The sequence below is a fragment of the Winogradskyella haliclonae genome (assembly GCF_014635865.1).
Classification (GTDB): domain Bacteria; phylum Bacteroidota; class Bacteroidia; order Flavobacteriales; family Flavobacteriaceae; genus Winogradskyella; species Winogradskyella haliclonae.
Genome location: NZ_BMDQ01000002.1, coordinates 13739 through 34477, shown reverse-complemented (window position 1 = coordinate 34477; position 20739 = coordinate 13739). Strand labels below are relative to the sequence as shown.

General features: G+C 32.8%; 25 protein-coding genes. 20 read left to right on the top strand and 5 right to left on the bottom strand.

The annotated features are described in order from the left end of the window. The first annotated feature begins 58 nt into the window (after nt 1–58). From IEV10_RS08240 to IEV10_RS08145, 20 genes are all read left to right on the top strand, one after another. The gene (locus IEV10_RS08240; RefSeq protein WP_188374242.1) at nt 59–802 is read left to right on the top strand and encodes a hypothetical protein; all 744 of its coding nucleotides are present in this window, start codon (nt 59–61) and stop codon (nt 800–802) included. A gap of 102 nt (nt 803–904) precedes the next feature. After that, nucleotides 905–2077: a helix-turn-helix domain-containing protein gene (locus IEV10_RS08235; RefSeq protein ID WP_229719663.1), complete on the top strand. Its 1173-nt coding sequence runs from the start codon at nt 905–907 to the stop codon at nt 2075–2077. A gap of 120 nt (nt 2078–2197) precedes the next feature. Further along, nucleotides 2198–2692, top strand: coding sequence for a DoxX family protein (locus tag IEV10_RS08230; protein ID WP_188374241.1), 495 nt, complete (start codon nt 2198–2200; stop codon nt 2690–2692). Between the two features lie 20 nt (nt 2693–2712). Continuing rightward, entirely contained in the window at nt 2713–3198 is a 486-nt protein-coding gene (locus IEV10_RS08225; RefSeq protein WP_188374240.1) for a hypothetical protein, read from the top strand. A gap of 12 nt (nt 3199–3210) precedes the next feature. Further along, the gene (locus IEV10_RS08220; RefSeq protein WP_188374239.1) at nt 3211–3594 is read left to right on the top strand and encodes a hypothetical protein; all 384 of its coding nucleotides are present in this window, start codon (nt 3211–3213) and stop codon (nt 3592–3594) included. A gap of 8 nt (nt 3595–3602) precedes the next feature. After that, on the top strand, nt 3603–4493 hold the full coding sequence (locus IEV10_RS08215) for a GIN domain-containing protein (protein ID WP_188374238.1): 891 nt from the start codon (nt 3603–3605) through the stop codon (nt 4491–4493). A 123-nt stretch (nt 4494–4616) separates the two neighbouring features. After that, a complete protein-coding gene (locus IEV10_RS08210; RefSeq protein ID WP_188374237.1) occupies nt 4617–5804 on the top strand; it encodes a cytochrome-c peroxidase in 1188 nt (395 codons plus the stop codon). Between the two features lie 87 nt (nt 5805–5891). Continuing rightward, a complete protein-coding gene (locus IEV10_RS08205; protein WP_308694210.1) occupies nt 5892–6275 on the top strand; it encodes a DoxX family protein in 384 nt (127 codons plus the stop codon). A 118-nt stretch (nt 6276–6393) separates the two neighbouring features. Beyond that, nucleotides 6394–7053: a hypothetical protein gene (locus IEV10_RS08200; protein WP_188374236.1), complete on the top strand. Its 660-nt coding sequence runs from the start codon at nt 6394–6396 to the stop codon at nt 7051–7053. Continuing rightward, nucleotides 7040–8101, top strand: a complete 1062-nt coding sequence (locus IEV10_RS08195; protein WP_188374235.1) for a sensor histidine kinase — start codon at nt 7040–7042, stop codon at nt 8099–8101. Before IEV10_RS08200 ends, IEV10_RS08195 begins: the two co-directional genes overlap by 14 nt. After that, a complete protein-coding gene (locus IEV10_RS08190) occupies nt 8094–8783 on the top strand; it encodes a LytR/AlgR family response regulator transcription factor (protein WP_188374234.1) in 690 nt (229 codons plus the stop codon). The genes IEV10_RS08195 and IEV10_RS08190 overlap by 8 nt, the downstream gene beginning before the upstream one ends. A 1-nt stretch (nt 8784) precedes the next feature. After that, the gene (locus IEV10_RS08185; protein ID WP_188374233.1) at nt 8785–9255 is read left to right on the top strand and encodes a hypothetical protein; all 471 of its coding nucleotides are present in this window, start codon (nt 8785–8787) and stop codon (nt 9253–9255) included. Then, nucleotides 9252–9788, top strand: a complete 537-nt coding sequence (locus tag IEV10_RS08180) for a hypothetical protein (protein WP_188374232.1) — start codon at nt 9252–9254, stop codon at nt 9786–9788. Before IEV10_RS08185 ends, IEV10_RS08180 begins: the two co-directional genes overlap by 4 nt. A gap of 45 nt (nt 9789–9833) precedes the next feature. Next, nucleotides 9834–10916 (top strand): glycine cleavage system aminomethyltransferase GcvT, encoded by a 1083-nt coding sequence (gene gcvT / locus IEV10_RS08175; protein WP_188374231.1) that lies wholly within the window; start codon nt 9834–9836, stop codon nt 10914–10916. A gap of 27 nt (nt 10917–10943) precedes the next feature. Next, entirely contained in the window at nt 10944–11774 is an 831-nt protein-coding gene (locus IEV10_RS08170) for a sugar nucleotide-binding protein (RefSeq protein WP_188374230.1), read from the top strand. A 50-nt stretch (nt 11775–11824) separates the two neighbouring features. Next, complete coding sequence (locus tag IEV10_RS08165) at nt 11825–12115, top strand: 4a-hydroxytetrahydrobiopterin dehydratase (RefSeq protein ID WP_188374229.1); 291 nt, start codon at nt 11825–11827, stop codon at nt 12113–12115. 93 nt (nt 12116–12208) lie between these two features. Further along, nucleotides 12209–12958 (top strand): YebC/PmpR family DNA-binding transcriptional regulator, encoded by a 750-nt coding sequence (locus IEV10_RS08160; protein WP_188374228.1) that lies wholly within the window; start codon nt 12209–12211, stop codon nt 12956–12958. A gap of 160 nt (nt 12959–13118) precedes the next feature. Beyond that, nucleotides 13119–13583, top strand: a complete 465-nt coding sequence (locus IEV10_RS08155; protein WP_188374227.1) for a nuclear transport factor 2 family protein — start codon at nt 13119–13121, stop codon at nt 13581–13583. 138 nt (nt 13584–13721) lie between these two features. Continuing rightward, nucleotides 13722–16277, top strand: coding sequence for a zinc-dependent metalloprotease (locus IEV10_RS08150; RefSeq protein ID WP_229719662.1), 2556 nt, complete (start codon nt 13722–13724; stop codon nt 16275–16277). Between the two features lie 199 nt (nt 16278–16476). Continuing rightward, a complete protein-coding gene (locus tag IEV10_RS08145) occupies nt 16477–16971 on the top strand; it encodes a hypothetical protein (protein WP_229719661.1) in 495 nt (164 codons plus the stop codon). On the opposite strand, the gene IEV10_RS08140 is transcribed toward IEV10_RS08145, so the two are convergent. From IEV10_RS08140 to kdsB, 5 genes are read right to left on the bottom strand one after another with little or no spacing between them, the layout of a single operon-like run. Next, nucleotides 16968–17516, bottom strand: a complete 549-nt coding sequence (locus IEV10_RS08140) for a 1-acyl-sn-glycerol-3-phosphate acyltransferase (protein ID WP_188374225.1) — start codon at nt 17514–17516, stop codon at nt 16968–16970. The two genes, IEV10_RS08145 and IEV10_RS08140, sit on opposite strands and share 4 nt — an antisense overlap. A 1-nt stretch (nt 17517) precedes the next feature. Then, nucleotides 17518–18600, bottom strand: a complete 1083-nt coding sequence (locus IEV10_RS08135; RefSeq protein WP_229719660.1) for an iron-containing alcohol dehydrogenase family protein — start codon at nt 18598–18600, stop codon at nt 17518–17520. 46 nt (nt 18601–18646) lie between these two features. Beyond that, entirely contained in the window at nt 18647–19273 is a 627-nt protein-coding gene (locus IEV10_RS08130) for a CatA-like O-acetyltransferase (RefSeq protein ID WP_188374224.1), read from the bottom strand. Further along, nucleotides 19266–19973: an HAD family hydrolase gene (locus IEV10_RS08125; protein ID WP_188374223.1), complete on the bottom strand. Its 708-nt coding sequence runs from the start codon at nt 19971–19973 to the stop codon at nt 19266–19268. Before IEV10_RS08125 ends, IEV10_RS08130 begins: the two co-directional genes overlap by 8 nt. After that, the gene (kdsB, locus tag IEV10_RS08120; RefSeq protein WP_262890110.1) at nt 19974–20702 is read right to left on the bottom strand and encodes a 3-deoxy-manno-octulosonate cytidylyltransferase; all 729 of its coding nucleotides are present in this window, start codon (nt 20700–20702) and stop codon (nt 19974–19976) included. It abuts the gene before it with no gap. Nucleotides 20703–20739 lie beyond the last annotated feature (37 nt).

Below are 20739 nucleotides of genomic sequence, written 5' to 3'. Positions count from 1 at the left end.
CATTTGAATAATAAAAAATCATTTATTAATATTGGTAGTCATTAGAAAAGAATAATTTATGCTCAGAAAACCTATCAATATCTATAAACTATTACTAATTACATTAACGCTTCTTTTTTGTACAGATAAACTACATACACAATTTTATATAACAAGTAGAAGTCTAAAAAAAGAACAACCAAGAATAGTTTTTGATTCATTGACTTACACTTCTCTTAATAATGAAACTGTATCAGGTTTTGGTTTTGTTAATCCTATAGATGCAAAATCAATTGTATTTATAAAAGAAAAACCTAAAGAAAACCTTGTTAAAGGTTGGAAAGATATAAAAGTGAAATCAGCAACAATATATACTTCAAAACTCAAAGACCTATCATATAGAATGCTTGATTTAGATCCAAACTTAGATGCTAATCAGAAAAAAAGGATATTATCTAAAAATTACGCTATAGATGACACTATCAATGTGTTTTTTCTAAGACATATAAAAGGGGCTATAGCAAATAATCTACGTACATTATATTATGAAAATAGCAAAGCTCGAATTTTTAAAGATATCACTTCAAACTACTATGCCACTTCACAAATAGTTTACTTTCAAACACAAGAAAAACCAGTATATGAAAGTGATACCCATTTTCTAAATTATAACAATCATAAAGCATTTAAAAAATCTGTAAAACGGTTCTTCAAAACCTGTCCAAAGATTGTTGAAAATGCTCAAAATGGGGATTACTTTCCAAGAAGTGGGAAAGCTTTTAGAAAAATAGCTGATGATTATGAAAGTTATTGTGAAAATTGACAAAATTATGTCCATAGTTTGACTTTGAAACAATTTGAGCCGTATCCATTTTTATATTCTCTAATAAAATAGATACATTTAGGTTTTAAACAAAAACACACAATGTTTCCAGATTTTAACCGTTGGAGTTTACCGCTTTTAATTTTAGCTCTACAAGGCCTTGTTTTCGTGTGTCTTTTATTTGGTCGGTATTTTAAAAAACGTCATCTTTCAGATTTATTTTTGGGATTCATTTTGTTACTAACGAGTTACTCGCAAACTTGTTACACGCTAGGTTTTATGGGCTGGTACGATGCTTTTAGAACTACAAAGATTAATTATTTTCTTATAAATATTGGTATTGCACTTGCGCCATTAATTTACTTGTATGTAAAGTCAGTTACCACTTCAAATTTTAAGTTCAAAAAAGGTCATTGGTGGCATTTTGCCTTGGCCATTGGATTTGTGGTCTATAGATTTTCGATTTACACATACGACGCCTTACAACCAGGATTTAATGAGACTCAGAATGGTGTACTAAAAATTTCTTTAGACGAAGAATACATTTTAAGCATTATGTCTTATATCGAGCCACCGTTTATGCTATTGTATTTGGCATTTACGTTCCAGCTATTTTATAGTTATCGTAAAAAGATTATACAGTATTTTTCAAATACGTATAAGCTTGAACTCAATTGGATTTTAACCTTTTTGGTGCTCTTTAGCATATTATTTCTATACGGTACCATTCAAGATATTATTGGTTCACGCTTTATAGAATTAGGGTATCAAGAACGCTGGTGGCTTAATCTACTAGTTGCTATGATCACTTTGTTTGTTGGTATCAAAGGTTACTTTACAGACACCACAAAACTGAATAAGTTAGATTTCAGTTTTTCTCCAAAAACCATTGGTATCCCAGAAGAAACAGATAACATAGAACACAAATCTGTTTCTGAAGAAGATATTACTACAGTAAATCATTTAATGGTAGACCAAAAAGCATATTTAAATCCTGAGCTCAACTTATCGGACTTAGCGAAAATGGCAAATATGACACGAGGTCAATTATCGGAAACCATAAACTCTGGATTTAACAAAAACTTCAACGACTTTGTAAACGGTTATCGTGTCGAAGCTTTTAAAAATATGCTTAAAGAAAATAAGCAACAGCAATTATCCTTACTTGGTATTGCTCAAGAATGTGGGTTTAATAGCAAAGCCACTTTTAATCGTGTCTTTAAAAAGCTAACAAGCTTCTCTCCTACTGAATATTTAAAAACGCAACTAAAATAAGACGTCTCAAATCGTATTTAGGACGTTCTAGTACGCTTTAAGTCGTCCACGCAACGTTTGTGTCGCAAATTTGTGTCATCAATCTCGCTGATGTATGTCAGCTCTTAAAACACAAATACGATGACACGTTTAAAATCTTTATTCAAATTTTTAATTGCACCTACCCTTCAGAAAAACTGGTTTTCGGATTTCGTTTTCTTTATCATCAGATTCGGATGCGGAATTGGACTCTCCATTGGTTTTGGAGCCGATAAATTTGGTGTGCCATGGACACCAGATAGTCAAAACCTAAATCTATTTGAAGTCGCCGCTTGGTTCCCTGAAGACGTTAAAGCTTACGGTGGCATATTTGCTATGTTTCCTATTTTCTTTGCTTGGATGGGTGCATTTAGTGAAGCTGTGGGTGGAATTCTACTAGCTCTAGGCGTTGGTACACGTATCTCTTCTTTCTTAATTATGTGTACCATGCTCGTTGCTATTTTTCTTCAAAAATGGAATGGACCAGCCTGGAATATGCTACCAGCAATGGGCTTTTTATGGGTAGCTATTTACAACCTAACTCTTGGTTCTGGCCGCTTTGGACTTGACTTTCTTATCAGCAAAAAATTAAAATAATCATTCAAAAACTACACATTATGAAAACTCTATTTACAACATGCGTTTTACTATTCACAGTACTATCTATTGATGCACAGAATACCATTTCGCTTTCGGATTTTGAAAGTATGAACAATACCAGTTGGAAAGGCACTTTGACTTATAAAGATTACCAATCTGGCAAACAACAAACTATTGATGCCACTATGCAATTTAAAATTGAAGGTGACAAAATAATCTCTAATGTGCAATACACTTACGAGCCGAGTAAAAACCATAAGAGCTCAATAAAAATCAGAAAAAATGGTAGCTATTTTGGAAATGAAAGAGTCCTAAACTTTACTGAGCAAAATGGTACAAAAACTCTCGTAACAACTTACCAAAGTAGAGATAATGGTAAAAAAGCCAATATGTTTATCACGCATACAATAACGGATTCAACTTATACTGTGACTAAAGAAGTCTCATATCTAGACAATGACGAAAAATTTGTAAGAAACACATATAACTATACTAAACTTTAAAACTTAGAAATCATGAAAAACTATAAATCATTTCTCCTTCTAATTGCTATTGTACTGATGACAAGTTGTATACAAGAAACACATCTCAAAACTATTAATTTTAAAGTCAATATGCGTGGTCTAGATACTATTAGTAATCCTGGTGTAAGAGGTCAATTTACAAGTCCTGCATGGGAAGAATTAGTACCGCTTACAGATGAAAATAATGATAGCATTTATGAAGCAAAAGTAGAATTCCAAGCAGCACAATACGATATTAAATTCAAATTTGTAAATAATGATGAGTACGAATTACAAAACCAGCCAAATCGCTCAATAAAATTTGAATATGAGCCTGAAAGCTTCACTTATGAAGCAACTTACAATAATCCTGAAGCTAAAAACACTAAAAAATAATTCTCAAAATGAAAAAGCTAAGCCTATTGCTAATACTTGTAGGATTTACAGGTCTAGCACAAATCAAAGGAAATAAAAACCTAGAAACACGAACATTCCCATTTAAGAATGTAGAAACCATAAAAATAGATCTATACGCCAATATCACTATTGACAATTCTGCTAAAGAACGTTTAGAAATTACGGCCGAGTCTAATCTATTTAAATACATCGATACAGAAATTGTAGATGGCACAATTCACTTTAGTCAGCTAAAATGGATTCAGCCTACTCAAAAAATTACCATTAAAATTGGTGCACCTAATCTAAAACGTGTGGTTCATGATACACACGATAAAACCATTATCACTAATGTAAATAATAATGTTTTAAGAGTAAATGCTAATATTGGCAGGGTAATTATTGATGGAAAAACAAAAGAGCTGCGTTTAGGTACAGAAATAGGCCACATAGATGCTTCAAATATAGAAGCAGAAAAAGTTTATGTAAATCTATGGGATTCTGGAACTATAAAAGTTAATCCAACTCTATACTTATGGGCAGATGTCTCTAATGACGGAAAATTACTTTACAAGCAATTACCAAAAGACAATAAAATAAAAACTAAATCTAGTGGTATTGTGGAATCATCTTCAAACTACAAGATGAAAAAAGATAATATTAAATGGATTTCTTTTAAAATAAAGAACAATTCATCCAACAGAAATCAATTTATCGTTAAAGGCCCTAAAGCAGATGGCAGTTACTTTGGTTATGGTTTTCCTATGATGCCAAACTCTAAACGGAAAGAAAAATGGTCAGTAGGCACAAAAGTTTATAAACAAAACGCATTAGGCTTTAAAAAACTACTAGTGATTATTAAGCCTGAAGATGAAGGGAAAATTGTAAACCTCTTTTAAAAAAATCATTGTTTAAAATCCTCAATATTAATGTATTGGGGATTTTTTATTGATTATTTCATAATCGCATTAAACCATTCAGGTTTGTTGTAGTCATATAAGTACAATCAATTTAATCTATTTATGAAGCAATCCTTTCTCCTCTTCTTTGCTATTGCATTATTTTCATGTTCATCAGACAACAATGATTTGACACCCGTTGAAGTCAATGACCCAGATACGGAATTCGATTTTTCTGGAATTTTCACTGCTAACTTCGATGTTTTACCAAATTATTCAAATCAAAATATTCCAAATTATATTACACGTGATAATACTGGAAATAATAGTATTACTGATGAAGGTGCTATGCTTGGTCGTGTATTATTTTACGATAAAAATTTATCTGTAAACAATAGTATTTCATGTGCAAGTTGTCACAAGCAAGAGTTTGCATTTAGTGATGATGCTCAAGCAAGTCTTGGAGTTAATGGTGTTACCGGAAGACATTCTATGCGTTTGGTGAATGCGAGATTTTCTGACGAAGCAAGATTCTTTTGGGACGAACGTGCTAACACTTTAGAAACGCAAACCACAATGCCAATACAAGATCATGTAGAAATGGGCTTTAGTGGAGAGAACGGTGATTTATCATTCAATGATTTAATAACAAGATTAGAAGGTATAGACTATTATCCAGAGCTTTTTAACCGAGCTTTTGGCAATGCATCCATTACCGAAGCACGTATGCAAGATGCCTTAGCACAATTTATACGTAGTATTCAATCTTTTGATAGTAAGTATGACGAAGGCAGAGTCAATGCTAATAATGATGGGCAACCATTTGCCAACTTTACACAACAGGAAAATTTGGGCAAACAGCTGTTTTTGCAACCGCCTGTGTTCAATAATGAGGGGATAAGAACTAATGGCGGTATTGGCTGTGCCGGTTGTCATCAAGCGCCAGAATTTAGTATCATCCCAAATTCTCTCAACAATGGTGTTATTGGGAGTATCGATAATTCTGGAGCAGATTTGGACGTCACACGCTCACCTACACTTAGAGATGTTGTAAAGGCCAATGGCACAAGTAACGGACAGTTTATGCATATTGGTGCTAGTAATAACTTGGTAACTGTACTTAATCACTACAATGACATAAATCTTGCTGGGAATGCTAATTTGGACCCAAGATTAAGACCAAATGGTAATGGTCAGCAGCTTAATCTTACAGATGAAGAACGCAATGCTGTAATAGCTTTTATGAGAACTTTGGCCGGCAATGATGTTTACACTAATGAAAAATGGAGCAATCCTTTTATAAATGAATAGTTTACAAACTTATAATAAAAAGCACCTTTAGTAAAAGGTGCTTTTTTTATATCTTTAGACTATTATTAACCCAAATAACCAACAATTTTGAAAAAAAATTATAACGATTTAGCCTTACTAATTCTTAGATTAGGTTTTGGAGGAATGATGCTTGTAAGGCATGGTATTCCAAAACTAGATAAATTATCAGACCCATCTGGATTTCCTGATCCTTTGGGTGTCGGGTCAACGGTTTCTTTAATTCTTTGTCTTATTGGAGAATTTTTAGCTCCTGTATTAATAATTGTAGGATTAAAAACAAAATTAGCAGCAATACCAGCGGCAATTACTATGGCTGTAGCAGCTTTTATTGTTCATGCTAGTGACCCATTAGCAAGAAAAGAAATGGCATTACTATATCTTTTTGCTTTTGTAGTCATCTTTTTAGCTGGTCCAGGGTCTTTCTCTGTAGATGGCCGAAAAGGAAGATAATATTCCTATAAAATAGCACTTTAAAGTGTTTGGCATGAGTTGCAACGTGTTTGTCGAAATTCGTTGCAACTCTTTGTCTTTTATAAGAGTTTAGCTGAAACTTTTAAAACAAAGAATCATGAAATCAAGAATTGTAGTATTAGTATTAGGGTTGTTGTTATTTAGCTCGTGTATTGTAAAATCTATTCAGCCTTTTTATGTTAAAAATGAAATTAAGTATGATGCCGCTCTAGTTGGAAATTGGACCGATAACAAAAATGGTGATTGGGAAGTTTTATCTTTTGAAGATGAATTTAAAAAAGAGAATGAGGAAGGTGTTAAACTATCAGCTGAAGACCTTAAAGTTTACGATAGCTATAAAAATGGCTATTTTATTAAATATACTAAAAAAGAAAGTGAGGCACTTTTTATGGGAATTCCATTTAAAGTTAACGAGCATCTTTTTATAGACTTTGCCCCTTTTGAGTATGAAAGTGACGAATTAAACAAACTTGTTGGTCAACATTTACTAAAAACACACTCTACGGCATATGTACAGCATAATGAGGACAAGTCAATAACTTTAAAGTGGCTCTCAGAAAAAGCCATCGGAGCTTTATTTAAACAAGACAGATTAAGGTTAAAACATGAAAAAATAGGGTTGGATGAAGATTTGGTATTAACTGCCTCCAGTGAGGAATTACACAATTTTCTTAAGAAATTTATGGCTTCAGATTTTGAAGACAAATGGGATAGTGATGATATTTATACTTTAAAGCCAGCTCATGCAAAGCCTTAATATTAAGACCATATTGCAACGTGGCAATTACCACAGACCACTTATATTTAATGGAGTTCTGTGGTTTTTGGCATTTCTTATTTTACTCTTTATTTTTTCAAAAGGTAAAACACCAATTACTGCAGATTATATCTATACTGTTGTATTTTTAGTTACAGTAGCAATACCCGTTTCAATTAACTTCTATGTACTTATTCCAAAGTTTTTAACACAAGAACGTTATGCAATTTATAGCATACTTTTTATTCTAAATTTTTGTTTGTTTTCATTTTTAAATACACAGCTTTTTAATGCAATATTAGATGCATTATTTCCAAAATATTTCTTTGTTTCCTATTTGTCAGAGGCTAATGTTTACCTAACTTATGGCATTATTTTAATTGCGACAACACTGTTTAAACTTGCTGAGGATTGGTTTTACTATAACACTAATGAGAACAGGGTTTTAAAACTTCAAAATCAACAAATACAAACACAGTTATCTGCACTACGTGCACAGATAAATCCCCATTTTTTATTCAATTCTCTCAATGTTATTTATGCTATGGCATTAGAAAAAAAGGAGGATATAAAAACAGCCATTATCGAGCTTTCAGATATTCTACGATACGTAATTTACGATTCGGATACTGAGCGTGTAACTCTAAAGGATGAATTAGAATTACTCAAAAACTATATTTCGTTTCAGAAATATCGTGGTCACTCAGAAAATACAGTAGATTTAGTTGTGGAGATAGAAGATGAGAATTACAACATATATCCTATGCTTTTATTACCACTTTTAGAGAACGCCTACAAATATGGCTTTTCTGGAGATAATACCGCTGATAAAATTCAAATAGAGTTCATTCAAAACGCATCTGATTTTAAATTTAGAATTGAAAATACTAACGCAAATGTTAAGAATAGCATAGATGAAAACTATTCTGGCGTAGGGTTACAAAACTTAAGAAATAACCTTAATTTGGTCTATCCAGATACCCATAATCTTAATATTGAGCATACAGACGTAACATTTGTAGTGACACTGAATTTAAAGAATGAATAACTCAAAAAACATAAGCTGTATTATTGTAGATGACGAATTATCGTCTCAAAAGGTATTGCAACATTTTATCTCACAAACAGAAGTTTTAGAGCTTAAACAAACTTGTAATAATGCCGCAGAAGCCTTTAAATATCTTAAGCTTAATACAGCTGTAGACCTACTATTTTTAGACATTAATATGCCTAAACAAACAGGTTTAGATTTTTATAAAAGTTTGCAGCATCCTCCAGCTGTTATTTTTACAACCGCATATCCGCAATATGCTGTGGAAGGTTTTGAGGTCAATGCTACCGATTATTTACTAAAACCTATTCCTTATGAGCGTTTTTTAACAGCGATTAATAAAGTTTTAAATGAGAAAGCGCTTCAGCCAAAACAAGATTTCCTGATTCTAAAAGAAAATAAAGCGTTACATAAAGTCTTCTTTTCTGATATTAGCATTATTGAAGCCTTTGGAGATTACGTAAAAGTACATTTAGAAGATAAAACGATAGTAACACACAGCACATTTTCTGGTTTTATTAAGCAATTACCAATTGATTTTATTCGGGTTCACAAATCGTTTAGCATCAATTTAAATAAGATGAATCACCTCTCAGGTAATCAAATTACCGTAGATTCGCATAAAGTCCCTATTGGACAAACCTACAAAGCACAAGTTTTAAAAGCTTTAAATCTATAGTATGAAAGCAGCCACAATCGTCACTATAAAAAAGGAATTACAACATCTTCCAAAAGAAGATTTACTACAGTTATGTTTACGATTAGGGCGATTTAAAAAAGAAAACAAGGAGTTACTCACCTATTTGCTCTTTCAAGCTCACGACGAAGATAGCTATATAGAAAATATTAAAGAAACGCTAGACGAGTATTTTGAAAGTATGAATACGGATAGTTATTTCTATATGAAAAAAACAATCCGAAAGATATTAAGGCTTATAAAAACCTATAGCCGTTATAGCATTACTAAAACTACTGAAGTAGAACTTCTCCTCTATTTTTGCGAACGACTCAATCAACTAAAACCAAATATTCATCGCAACCGAACACTAGACAATCTCTACCAAAGACAGATTATAGCTATAGAGAAGAAAATCTCAACGTTTCATGAAGATTTGCAGTATGATTTTAAAGTTCAATTAGATAACTTATGATTTTTGAAGTTCCATTTATAAAAGAAATATATTTAAATCAAACAAAACTACAGTTTGACTACGTTTGGAAATCAAATTTAAAAAAGAGCTGGAAGGGTTTAGTTTTTAGCATAATATACTTAGCAACAGGCTTATTTTTTATTGGTCACAGGTCTTTCTTTGGTGTAATTATATTTTCAATAGGCACAATATATCTCTACAAGTTCTACGAATTTTGGCATAGCTACAAGAATAACAAAAAACGTTATTTTTCTGAATCAGAAAAACATGTCACAAATTTTATTGAGATAAAGAGTAAAAGTATTTGGGAATTTAAAGATGATTTTTTTAAATATTCTGATGAAAAATGTGAAGTAAAAATGGATTGGTCTTTCTTTAAAAATTTTGATATCGTAGAAGAAAATATATTTCTAAATACTTCTCATGTAAATATATCTTACATTTTAGGTAAAGATGAAATTTCTGAATCCGATTTCAATAAATTAGTATCCTTTTTAAGTACAAAATTAGAAAGACTTGATGTTTCAAGTTAACTTTCAAATTCTTAATTTAGCGCATCAAATTTTGATTCGTACAACATGAAAAATACTGCATTATCTGCAACACACGAAGCCTTAGGCGCTAAAATGGTACCTTTTGCTGGTTATAATATGCCAGTACAATACGAAGGTGTAAACATAGAACACGAAACAGTTAGAAAGGCAGTTGGTGTTTTTGATGTTTCTCATATGGGTGAATTCTTAATCGAAGGGCCTAATGCACTAGAGTTAATTCAAAAAGTATCAAGTAATGATGCCTCAAAATTAGAAATAGGTAAAGCACAATACAGTTGCTTACCTAATGATGATGGTGGAATTGTTGACGATTTAATCATCTACAAGATTAAAGAGGAGACTTACCTCCTAGTCGTTAATGCAAGTAACATAGAAAAAGATTGGAATTGGATTGCTTCTAAAAACGATATCGGTACCGAAATGCGTAACTTAAGCGAAGATTATTCGTTATTAGCCATCCAAGGTCCAAAAGCCGTAGAAGCCATGCAATCTTTATCTAGTCATGATTTATCAGAAATCAATTTCTACAATTTTGTAGTCGGTGATTTTGCAGGTATAGAACATGTGATTATCTCAGCAACTGGTTATACAGGAAGTGGTGGTTTTGAGATTTATTGCAAAAATTCTGAAGTAAAACAAATATGGGATAAAGTTCTTGAAGCTGGAGCAGATTTTGGCATTAAACCCATCGGATTAGCAGCAAGAGACACGCTACGTCTAGAAATGGGCTATTGTTTGTACGGCAATGATATAGATGATACTACGTCTCCTATAGAAGCTGGTCTAAGCTGGGTCTGCAAATTCAATAAAGAATTTACAAATAGTGAAGCACTACAGGCCGAAAAAGAACGTAAGCCAGAAAATAGATTGGTTGCTTTTAAACTTGATGAGCGTGGTATTCCACGTCACGGTTACGATATTGTTGATGGTTCAGGTAAAACTATTGGTCGTGTGACTTCAGGTACAATGAGTCCTAGTTTAGGTATTGGTATCGGTTTAGGCTATGTGCCACGTGTATTTGCCTCAGCAGATAGCAAAATTAATATTCAGGTACGTAAAAAAGCAATTCCTGCAACTGTGGTAAAATTGCCATTCTATAAAGGCTAAATTTCTATTCTTAGCGTTGTAAGATTAATGAAGAAGATAGAAAAGAAATACAGAATCTTGATTCTTGGTGCTAGTGGTTATCTAGGTAATGCCATCTACAAAGAACTCTGCATGTATTTTAATACCTATGGCACCTATTTTTCACCCAAAAAGGAATTTGAGAACAACAAACATTTTTTTCACTACAATGTAGAAGAAGATGATATTTACGAAATTCTTGAAGCTACAAAACCAGACATTATCATTTCTGCTTTGCGTGGCGATTTTCACGCACAAACTATAGCACATGCCCATATTGCCGAATATGCTTTAGAACATGGTTCAAAAATTATTTTCTTGTCTTCAGCAAACGCATTTGATGCCTATAGCAAATACCCAAGCTACGAAACCGATAAGACCTTAAGCCATAGTATTTATGGGCATTTCAAAATAAAAATTGAGAATATGCTCATGCGTATGCCAAAGCGTCAAGTAGCAATCTTACGTTTACCCATGGTTTTTGGAGCGAACTGCCCTAGAATTCAAGAAATAAAACAACTCATTTCAGAAAAAGAAGCTGTCGAAATTTTTCCAAACTTAATAATGAATGTTACGCTTGACAAAAAAGTAACACAGCAAATTCATTATATCATCAATCGAAAAAAATCTGGTGTATTCCACTTAGGAAGCACAGATTTGGTGCATCATGATGAGTTTATTCAACAAATCATATCTAATATTACACAAACAAAAGTATCACTAAAACAGGTCTATACTACTAACGAAGATCGCTATTTAGCAGTTTTACCAAAGTATAATATACTGCCTAAGCATCTTCAGATTACTAGTGATATTGTTTTAAAAGAGCTGCAAAAGTAATTTTGTGATACTTATTGTAATTGGTTAATTTTAATACAAACTATTTTTTGATGAAACAACTTGATAAAGACACTATAGAGGCAAAATTATTACAACTTCCAGATTGGGATTATTTTGATAATGCGCTTCATGCTGAGTTTGAATTCGAAAACTTCAAAGATTGCTTTAGTGCTATGAGTCGCATTGCTTTTGAGTGTGAATCCTTAGGTCATCATCCAGACTGGTCAAATGTCTATAATGTTTTAAAAATATCTATTACTACACATGATGCTGGTGGTGTTACAGATAAAGATTTTGAGCTTGCAAAAGCTATAGATTTTATTGTTGAACCTGAAGATTAAAATCATTTTTAAACCACACTTATTTTTTTAAATTTGTTTTGTCTATAAAATTTTAGACATTTCATATACTTTTTAACTTTTTAACTACAAATTATGGGAAGAGCTTTTGAATTTAGAAAAGCACGTAAAATGAAGCGTTGGTCGGCAATGAGTAAAGCCTTTACACGTATTGGTAAAGATATTGTAATGGCTGTAAAAGAAGGTGGGCCTCACCCAGAAAGTAATGCACGTTTACGCGCCGTTATTCAAAATGCCAAGGCTGTAAACATGCCCAAAGCCAATGTAGAACGTGCGATAAAAAAAGCTAGTGAAAAAGGCCAAGGCGATTATAAAGAAGTTCTTTTCGAAGGCTATGCACAACATGGTATTGCTGTACTTGTAGAAACAGCAACAGATAACAATACACGTACTGTAGCTAATGTGCGAAGTTATTTTAATAAAACAGATGGAAGCTTAGGTACGTCTGGTTCTGTGGTATTCATGTTTGACCATACTTGTAATTTTAAAATTAAAGGCGAAGAATTAGATTTAGAAGAACTTGAATTAGAACTTATAGATTTTGGTGTGGAAGAAATTTTTGAAGACACTGATGAAGATGCAGATGGTAATGAACAACATAGTGTCATGATTTATGCACCATTTGAGAGTTTTGGAAATATCCAGTCTTATTTAGAAGAAAACAATATCGAAATCATTTCGTCTGGTTTTGAGCGTATTCCACAAGTCACCAAACCGCTTACACCTGAACAAGCTCAAGACGTAGAAAAACTGCTTGAAAAACTAGAAGAAGATGATGATGTACAGAATGTATATCATACCATGGAAGAATCTACTGAAGAATAACCACTTCGTGTTTTATAAAAATTTAAAAAGGCTATCAAACTAATGATAGCCTTTTTTCTTTTTAAATTAATCCATTAAAATAAAAAGGGGATGCAGTATATACGTCACAAAACTAATTTTAGATTTTTTTAACAAAAAATAAATTTTGTAGCTTTAAAACATGGAAAAATTAGTAACCTCTTTTTATACCGCATTTGCAAATTTAGATGCAGAAGCTATGGCAAATTGTTATCACAAAGACATCGTTTTTGAAGACCCTGCTTTTGGTGTTTTACATGGTGAACATGCCAAGAATATGTGGCGAATGTTGTGCGCTTCTCAAAAAGGAAAAGATTTTATAGTCACATTTTCTAACATTGAAATTAATGAAAATATTGCCTCAGCCAAATGGGAAGCAAAATATAATTTTAGCAAAACGAGAAAAAGAGTCCATAACAAGATTTCCGCGCAGTTCCAATTCAAAGACGGTCTAATTATAAAACATGTAGATACATTTAACTTGCATAGATGGGCTTCGCAAGCTTTCGGTTTTAAAGGAAAATTAATAGGTGGTACTTCTTTTTTTAAAAAGAAACTGCAGAAACAAACCCATACTTTACTTTCACAATATGAAACCAAAAACTAATCTTTTAACAATCATTAACTTATATAAAGGTGCATATTTTATATATTGTTAAACATTCTGTTCTAGAATTTAAAATATCACTAATCTAAATTTATAATCATGAAGATGACATCAATCAAGGCCATTAAATACTTTTCAATGGCTCTTCTTTTATGCGCTTTTGTAATGCCGCAAAATGTTAATGCACAACGAAAGAAAAAAAGAAAAAAAGACAAAACTGAAGCTGCGCCACCTAAGCCTCCTAAGAAAAAAGAAAAGTCAATTAAAGAACTCACAAAATCAAGCAAAAAAATTGAAGGTCTTTTTACGATTTATGAAGATACTATAACAGGCGCTTTACACATGATTGTTAAAGATGACCAAATTGGGAAAGATTATATCTATTTCAGCCAAGTGTCAAATGGTAGCACAGATGCTGGCTTATATCGTGGTGCCTATGGAGGCTCTAAAGTTTTCAGAATAAATAAACATTTTAATAAGTTAGAATTTGAAGGTCAGAATACGTCATTCTATTTTGATGAAGGTAATGCTATATCGCGATCAAAAGAAGCAAATATTACTAATGGTAAAATGGCGTCGTTAAAAGTTGAAGCACATGATAAAGAAACTGGAGAATACTTAATCAAAGCAGATGGTATTTTTATGAAAGAAACCCTGAGGCAATTAAAACGTCCACGATTTCCCGGTCAATCGCCTTTTGCATTTACACTTGGTAATTTAGATAAAAACAAGACTACAGTAAAAGCCATAAATAATTACGAAGACAACACTAATCTAGAGGTTGAATATGTTTATTCTAAGTCTTCAGCTATAAATGGTGGCTCAGCTGCTATAGCTGATGGTAGAAATGTAAGCGTCCAGGTTTTCCATAGTTTTATAGCTATGCCAGATAATGACTATGAAATTCTTCTGGATGACCCTCGTGTGGGTTATTTTACAACACAAGTTAATGACCAAACAGCAACAAATTCTACACCTTTCAGAGATTTAGTTCACCGTTGGAATCTTAAGAAAAAGGACCCTAGTGCTGCTATTTCAGAACCTGTAAAACCTATTACTTGGTGGATGGAAAACTCTACACCAGTCGAGTGGAGAGAGACTATAAAGCAAGGTGTTTTAGAATGGAACAAAGCCTTTGAAAAAGCAGGGTTTAAAAATGCAATGGTTGTAAAAATGCAACCAGATGATGCAACATGGGATGCAGGAGATATCAATTACAACGTTTTACGTTGGACCTCATCTCCAAATCCACCTTTTGGTGGTTATGGCCCTAGTTTTGTAAACCCAAAAACAGGAGAAATCATGGGTGCAGATATTATGCTTGAGTATGTACACTTTACTAATAGGGTAATGTATGATAAGTTATTTGAATTATCTGCAAAACCTAAAGCATTTGATGCATCAGAATTTTTAAGAGAGAATAAAGTGTTTTGTTCATTAGGTCATGTTATGCATGAGAGCACTATGTTTGGCCAAGCTGTACTAGAAGTTGCAGGCGCTGATGATTTGGAAATGGCTAGAATGAAAAAAGAAGCTATGATAGCATTAATTATGCATGAAGTTGGTCATACTCTGGGTCTTAATCATAACATGAAAGCCAGTCAGTTATTTTCTCCAGAACAATTAGCAGATGCTAGTTTTATAGAAGGCAAGTGTCTTACAGGTTCTGTAATGGATTATGCAGGCATTAATTTAACAAATGATAGAAGTAAGCAAGGTCAGTACTATGATACTTCAGTTGGGCCATACGATGTATGGGCTATTCAATTTGGTTACACACCTTTTAAAACTGCTGCAGAAAAAGAAGCATTATTGAATCAATCTACAAAACCTGAATTAATTTTTGGAAATGATGCAGATGATATGCGAGCTCCCGGTAAGGCAATTGACCCACGTGTTATGATTGGAGATTTATCTAACGACCAAATAGGCTACTCTATAGACCGATTTAAGCTTGTTGATGAAATGATGGGAGATATTAAAGTTAAGTTTGCAAAGCGTGGTGAATCATTTCAAGAGATGCGCCGAGCATACTATATCTTAAGCGGACAACGCGCTACAGCAGGTAATGTAATTTCCAGGTTTATTGGAGGAGTTTATGTTGATCGCGCTATGGTAGGCCAACAAGGTGCTACAAAACCTTACACGCCTGTTAGTTTAGAAGATCAAAAAAGAGCGATGAATGCCCTTAAGACTTATGTTTTTGCTCCAAATGCTTTTGATGCGCCTAGCGATTTGTATAATTATCTAGCAATGCAAAGAAGAGGCTATAATTTCTTTGGAGGTCCAGAAGACCCAAAAATCCACAGACAAGTATTAAACTACCAAAGAGGTGTATTAATACATATTCTTCATCCAAACACACTGCAACGTATTACTGATAGTGAGCTTTATGGAAATGAGTATAAGTTATCTACGTTTATGTCTGATCTTAATAATGCAATTTTTAAGGCCGACATATACGGTAATGTTAATTCGTTTAGACAAAATCTACAGCTAGAGTATACAAATATGCTTATAGATATGCTAACAGGTAAGCAAAGCGGAAGGTTTACCAATAATGCAAAGTCCATGGCATTATATAACCTAAAGAATATAAGAACTATGGCTGCTCCTTCAGGAAATGTGTCTTCAAAAGCACATAAACAGCATTTAAGAACTCTTATCGATAATGCTTTAAAAGAAGTAAAATAATATCTATATATCAGAAAAAAGGCTATCAAATTAATTGATGGCCTTTTTTTATTTAGCAATGTTTCTTTCTAGTGACACTAGGGTTTATTTTATGTTTCATTGCTGTATCAATTATATATCAAAGCTTATGCCATAAATAAAATTGTTAGTTGTTAAATATTTATCGACTATTTAAATAGTAACTCTAAATTCAATTAAAATGAAAAGATTTGTAGTATTAATTATAAGCCTTTTAGCATTAAATGTTTCTGCTCAAGAAATGACTAATGATAAACTAGGTAAAATCATAAATGAAGTAAGTGATAAGGTTGAAGGTGAAAGCGGAAGATGGCAATTTAATATCAAAGAAACAGTTTTTATAGTACTCACAGATTCTACTAATAATAGAATGCGCATTATCTCTCCTATTGCTGAAACAATAAGCTTAGAGAAAAATATGTTAGAAAATGCTCTTATTGCAAATTTTCATTCTGCCTTAGATGTCAAATATGCCATCTCGGAAGGTATAATTTGGTCAGCATTTATACATCCGTTAAGAGAACTTTCAGAAAAACAAGTAGAAGATGCTATTAGTCAAGTATATTATGCCAATACAAATTTTGGGACAACTTATGCGAGTACATCACTAATATTTCCAGGGAGCAAAAGAGATGAGAAACCAAAGGAAAAGAAATTAAAAACTAAGAAGATTTAAGAGTACTCTGGCACCTTACCTACTACTCCCTCAAAAAATGAACGCATGAATGTAAAATCTGCCTCTTTATCGTCAGTGGTATAAAAAGGTTCAGAAACTTTATTTTGCTTATTCTTGAAATCTAGAGTAAACATAATTATAGGTACATGCGCAGCTTTTGCTATATAATAGAATCCTGTTTTCCATTCTTTAACTTTTTTTCGTGTTCCTTCCGGAGCTAAGGCCAATCTAAACTCATCTTCGCCTTCAAATAATTTCGCAATAGCTTCAACTTTATTCTGACCAGAAGTACGATCTAAAGGTTTTCCGCCTACAGCCCTAAAATAATAACCAAACGGAAAAATAAAAAGCTCTTTCTTTCCAACAAAATTAGTTTTAACTCCTGTAACTTTTCTAAGATATAAACCTATAAAAAAATCATGCCAACTGGTATGCGGCACAGCAATAATCACGGCTTTTTTCACGGTGTCTTTTGAGAAGTTAGTATTACCAACGACTTTCCACCCAAGGAGTTTAAAGTAGATGAATCTTGCTAAGGCTTTCATCTTACATTTTTAAGTATAAGTCTTGCAATGTTTGTCGAGTAATTTTAGACTTCCAATTCTTACCTATGGCATTCTCCCATAATGGCTCTAAACCAAGGGCAACATCTATCATAATATCCAGTTGATGTTGGTCTAAATCTTTACAAACATCTGAAGGTAATACGATATTATGTTTTTCTTTCATTTGTTTAAAGAGCTTTACACCTTCAGGATAAAATGCTTCTAAATGGTCAAACACTATACAGTTACCAACTCCATGTTTGATACCTAATAAGTAGCCCAAGCCATAACTCATTGCATGAGCAACACCAACTTGAGAATAAGCGATACTCATACCGCCATGCCAAGAAGCCATCATTAGTTTATCTTGAGCTTCTTCTTCAGACAGATAATCCTCTAAAAAGACCTCCTTACAAATTTCAAAAGCCTTCTCTCCATAACTTTGACTAAAGGCATTTAAAAAAGTGCCGTTAAGAGATTCAATAGAATGAACAAAACAATCCATACCAGTAAAAAACCATTGGTCTTTAGGTACATCTTTAGTCAACTCAGGATCTAAAATAACTTGATCAAAAGGCGTATAATCACTATTGATGCCCAGTTTACGCTCTGGACCAGTAAGTATCGTTGTTCTTGAAACTTCGGCTCCAGTACCAGATATTGTAGGTATTCCTACGTGATATATTGCAGGATTTTTTACTAAATCCCAACCTTGATAGTCTTTAGATTCTCCTTCATTTGTTAGCATAATAGATACTGCTTTTGCTATATCTAATACAATGCCACCGCCAATACCAATAATACCAGATGGGTGCTCGCTAAATTCAAGAATTATATCTTCAACAATTTGATCTATTTGGGAAGTTTTCGGCTCTTCTTCAGTAGGAACATAAATGATTTTGTCCTTGTATGATAACGAAACTCTTGATGTTAACCAATGATTACCTTTAAACACATCATCTATAAAATAAATAAATGGCGCATCTCTACCTTGACGCTTAGGAGAGATAATTTCATCTAATTGATTGAAACTACCTCTGCCATAAATGACACGAGAAACCATTGGAAAGTTTTTAAAACTCATTTATTTTTTTTTCTAAAACAAAAATATAAATACTCTTGCGTTCTACCTATTGATTTAAAAAATATTGAAATTTTTCTAAAAATAACCCAATATGATAACCATCGACTAAGGCGTGATTAACAGATATGGCAATATTTATCATTTGCTTGTCTTTTATTACTTCCGTTTTACTGAAAGCTATTTTTGGAACTGAATCCTTTACACCATTACATGGCTCTTTGTGTCCTGTAAAATTAACCCAAGGTAATGCTGAACAGTGAAAGCAATCTAATGAATTTTTTGGAGGAAAAAGATGACTTGAGTTAAAAATACGCGATTTTTCAGCTTCATAATTTTTATTAAATCGCTCGAAATCTTGTTCAAAATCAATAAATGAAAAACCAAATGTATTATCTGGTCTTAAAATTGTAGCTGAAGCATGAATTTTATCGAAGCATACAACATTGCTTTCGGAATCTATCCTATATCGCAAATTTTCAACACTGTTTATAGCTTTAGTACAAGCATGTAAATAGAGTGCAAAAAATGAAACCGCATTGGATTTAGATTTCGCATACATTTTAGTAACATCTACTTTAAAAGTAACACCAAAATAAGGATCATGAAATGTATTGAAAAATTCAAAATGCTCTTTTCTATTCCAGTTCGCAATGTCTACTCTTGATTTATTCATCTAAATACTTCAGAATATCACTAATGGAGTTAAGCGTTAAATAATCTGCACTTGTTGCAGATTGTTCAGAAACAGTTTCATGTTGCCAAGTTGTATGGAAAGGTATATGAGCAGCATATGCACCTATGTCTACAAGTGGTAAAATGTCAGATTTTAAAGAGTTTCCAATCATTAAAAACTCAGAAGGTTCAATTTCTAGGTGTTTCAATAATTTTGAATAATTATTGCTTTCCTTTTCACTTAAGACCTCAATATGATGAAAATAATCGATAAGACCAGATTTTTCAAGCTTACGTTCTTGGTCTAACAAGTCGCCTTTGGTGGCTAGTATAAGTTTGTATTTACCTGACATTTGCTTTAAAACATGCTCAACATCATCTAGTAGCTCAACTGGTTTATTTATCATAGCTTTTCCAATATCCAGAATCTTCTCTATGGTTTTGCTAGAGACTGTGTGATTAGAAAGCTCTAAAGCCATCTCAACCATAGAGAGCACAAATCCTTTAACACCGTAGCCATAAAGTGGAAGATTTTTCATTTCCATTTTAAAGAGTTCTTGGTCTATTTTGTTTGGTGTCTCGAACTGAGAAAGCAATTTTGCAAACTCTTGCTCTGCATCTCTAAAATAAGTCTCATTAACCCAAAGTGTATCATCGGCATCAAAGCCTATTACTTTTATATTCTTAAAATTTTCCTTCACTTATTTCCAAAGTTTTTTCGCACGTTCTAAATCTTCAGGTGTGTCAATTTCTACACCTTGTACAGAAGTCTCTACCATTTTTATTTTCTTACCGTACTCTAAATATCTTATACATTCTATTTTTTCGGTAGCTTCTAAAAATTGCATAGGTAGAACTGTAAAATCCAAGAGCGCTTGTTTTCTAAATGCGTAAATGCCTTTGTGCTTAAAGTAGCGTGAGGCAACATTTTTATCTCGCGGAAAAGGAATTGGGCTTCTGGAAAAATAAAGTGCAAAGTTATTTTGATCCACAATAACTTTAACTGTGTTTGGATTCTCTATCTCTTCCAAGTCTTTGATTTCTACCATTAAAGAGGCTAAATCAATTTCATTTTTATCATCATCATTAAAAACGCTTAAAACTTTTACTAAGCTTTCTCTTTCAGTAAAAGGTTCATCTCCTTGCACATTCACTACTATATCACAGTCTACATTTGCAACAGCTTCGGCAATTCTATCACTACCAGACTCATGCGTTTTAATACTCATTATAGCTTTACCGCCATTAGATACTATTTCGTTATAAATGATATCACTATCTGTCACGACAAAGACTTCAGAAAATAATCCTGTGGCGACCGTAGCTTCATAAGTTCTTAAAATAACTGTCTTTCCTGCTAGGTCTTGCATTAATTTTGCCGGAAAACGTGACGCCGCATATCGTGCGGGAATCATGGCTATTATCTTCATTTATAACTGGGTTAGTTAATCAAAAATAATAGTTTGA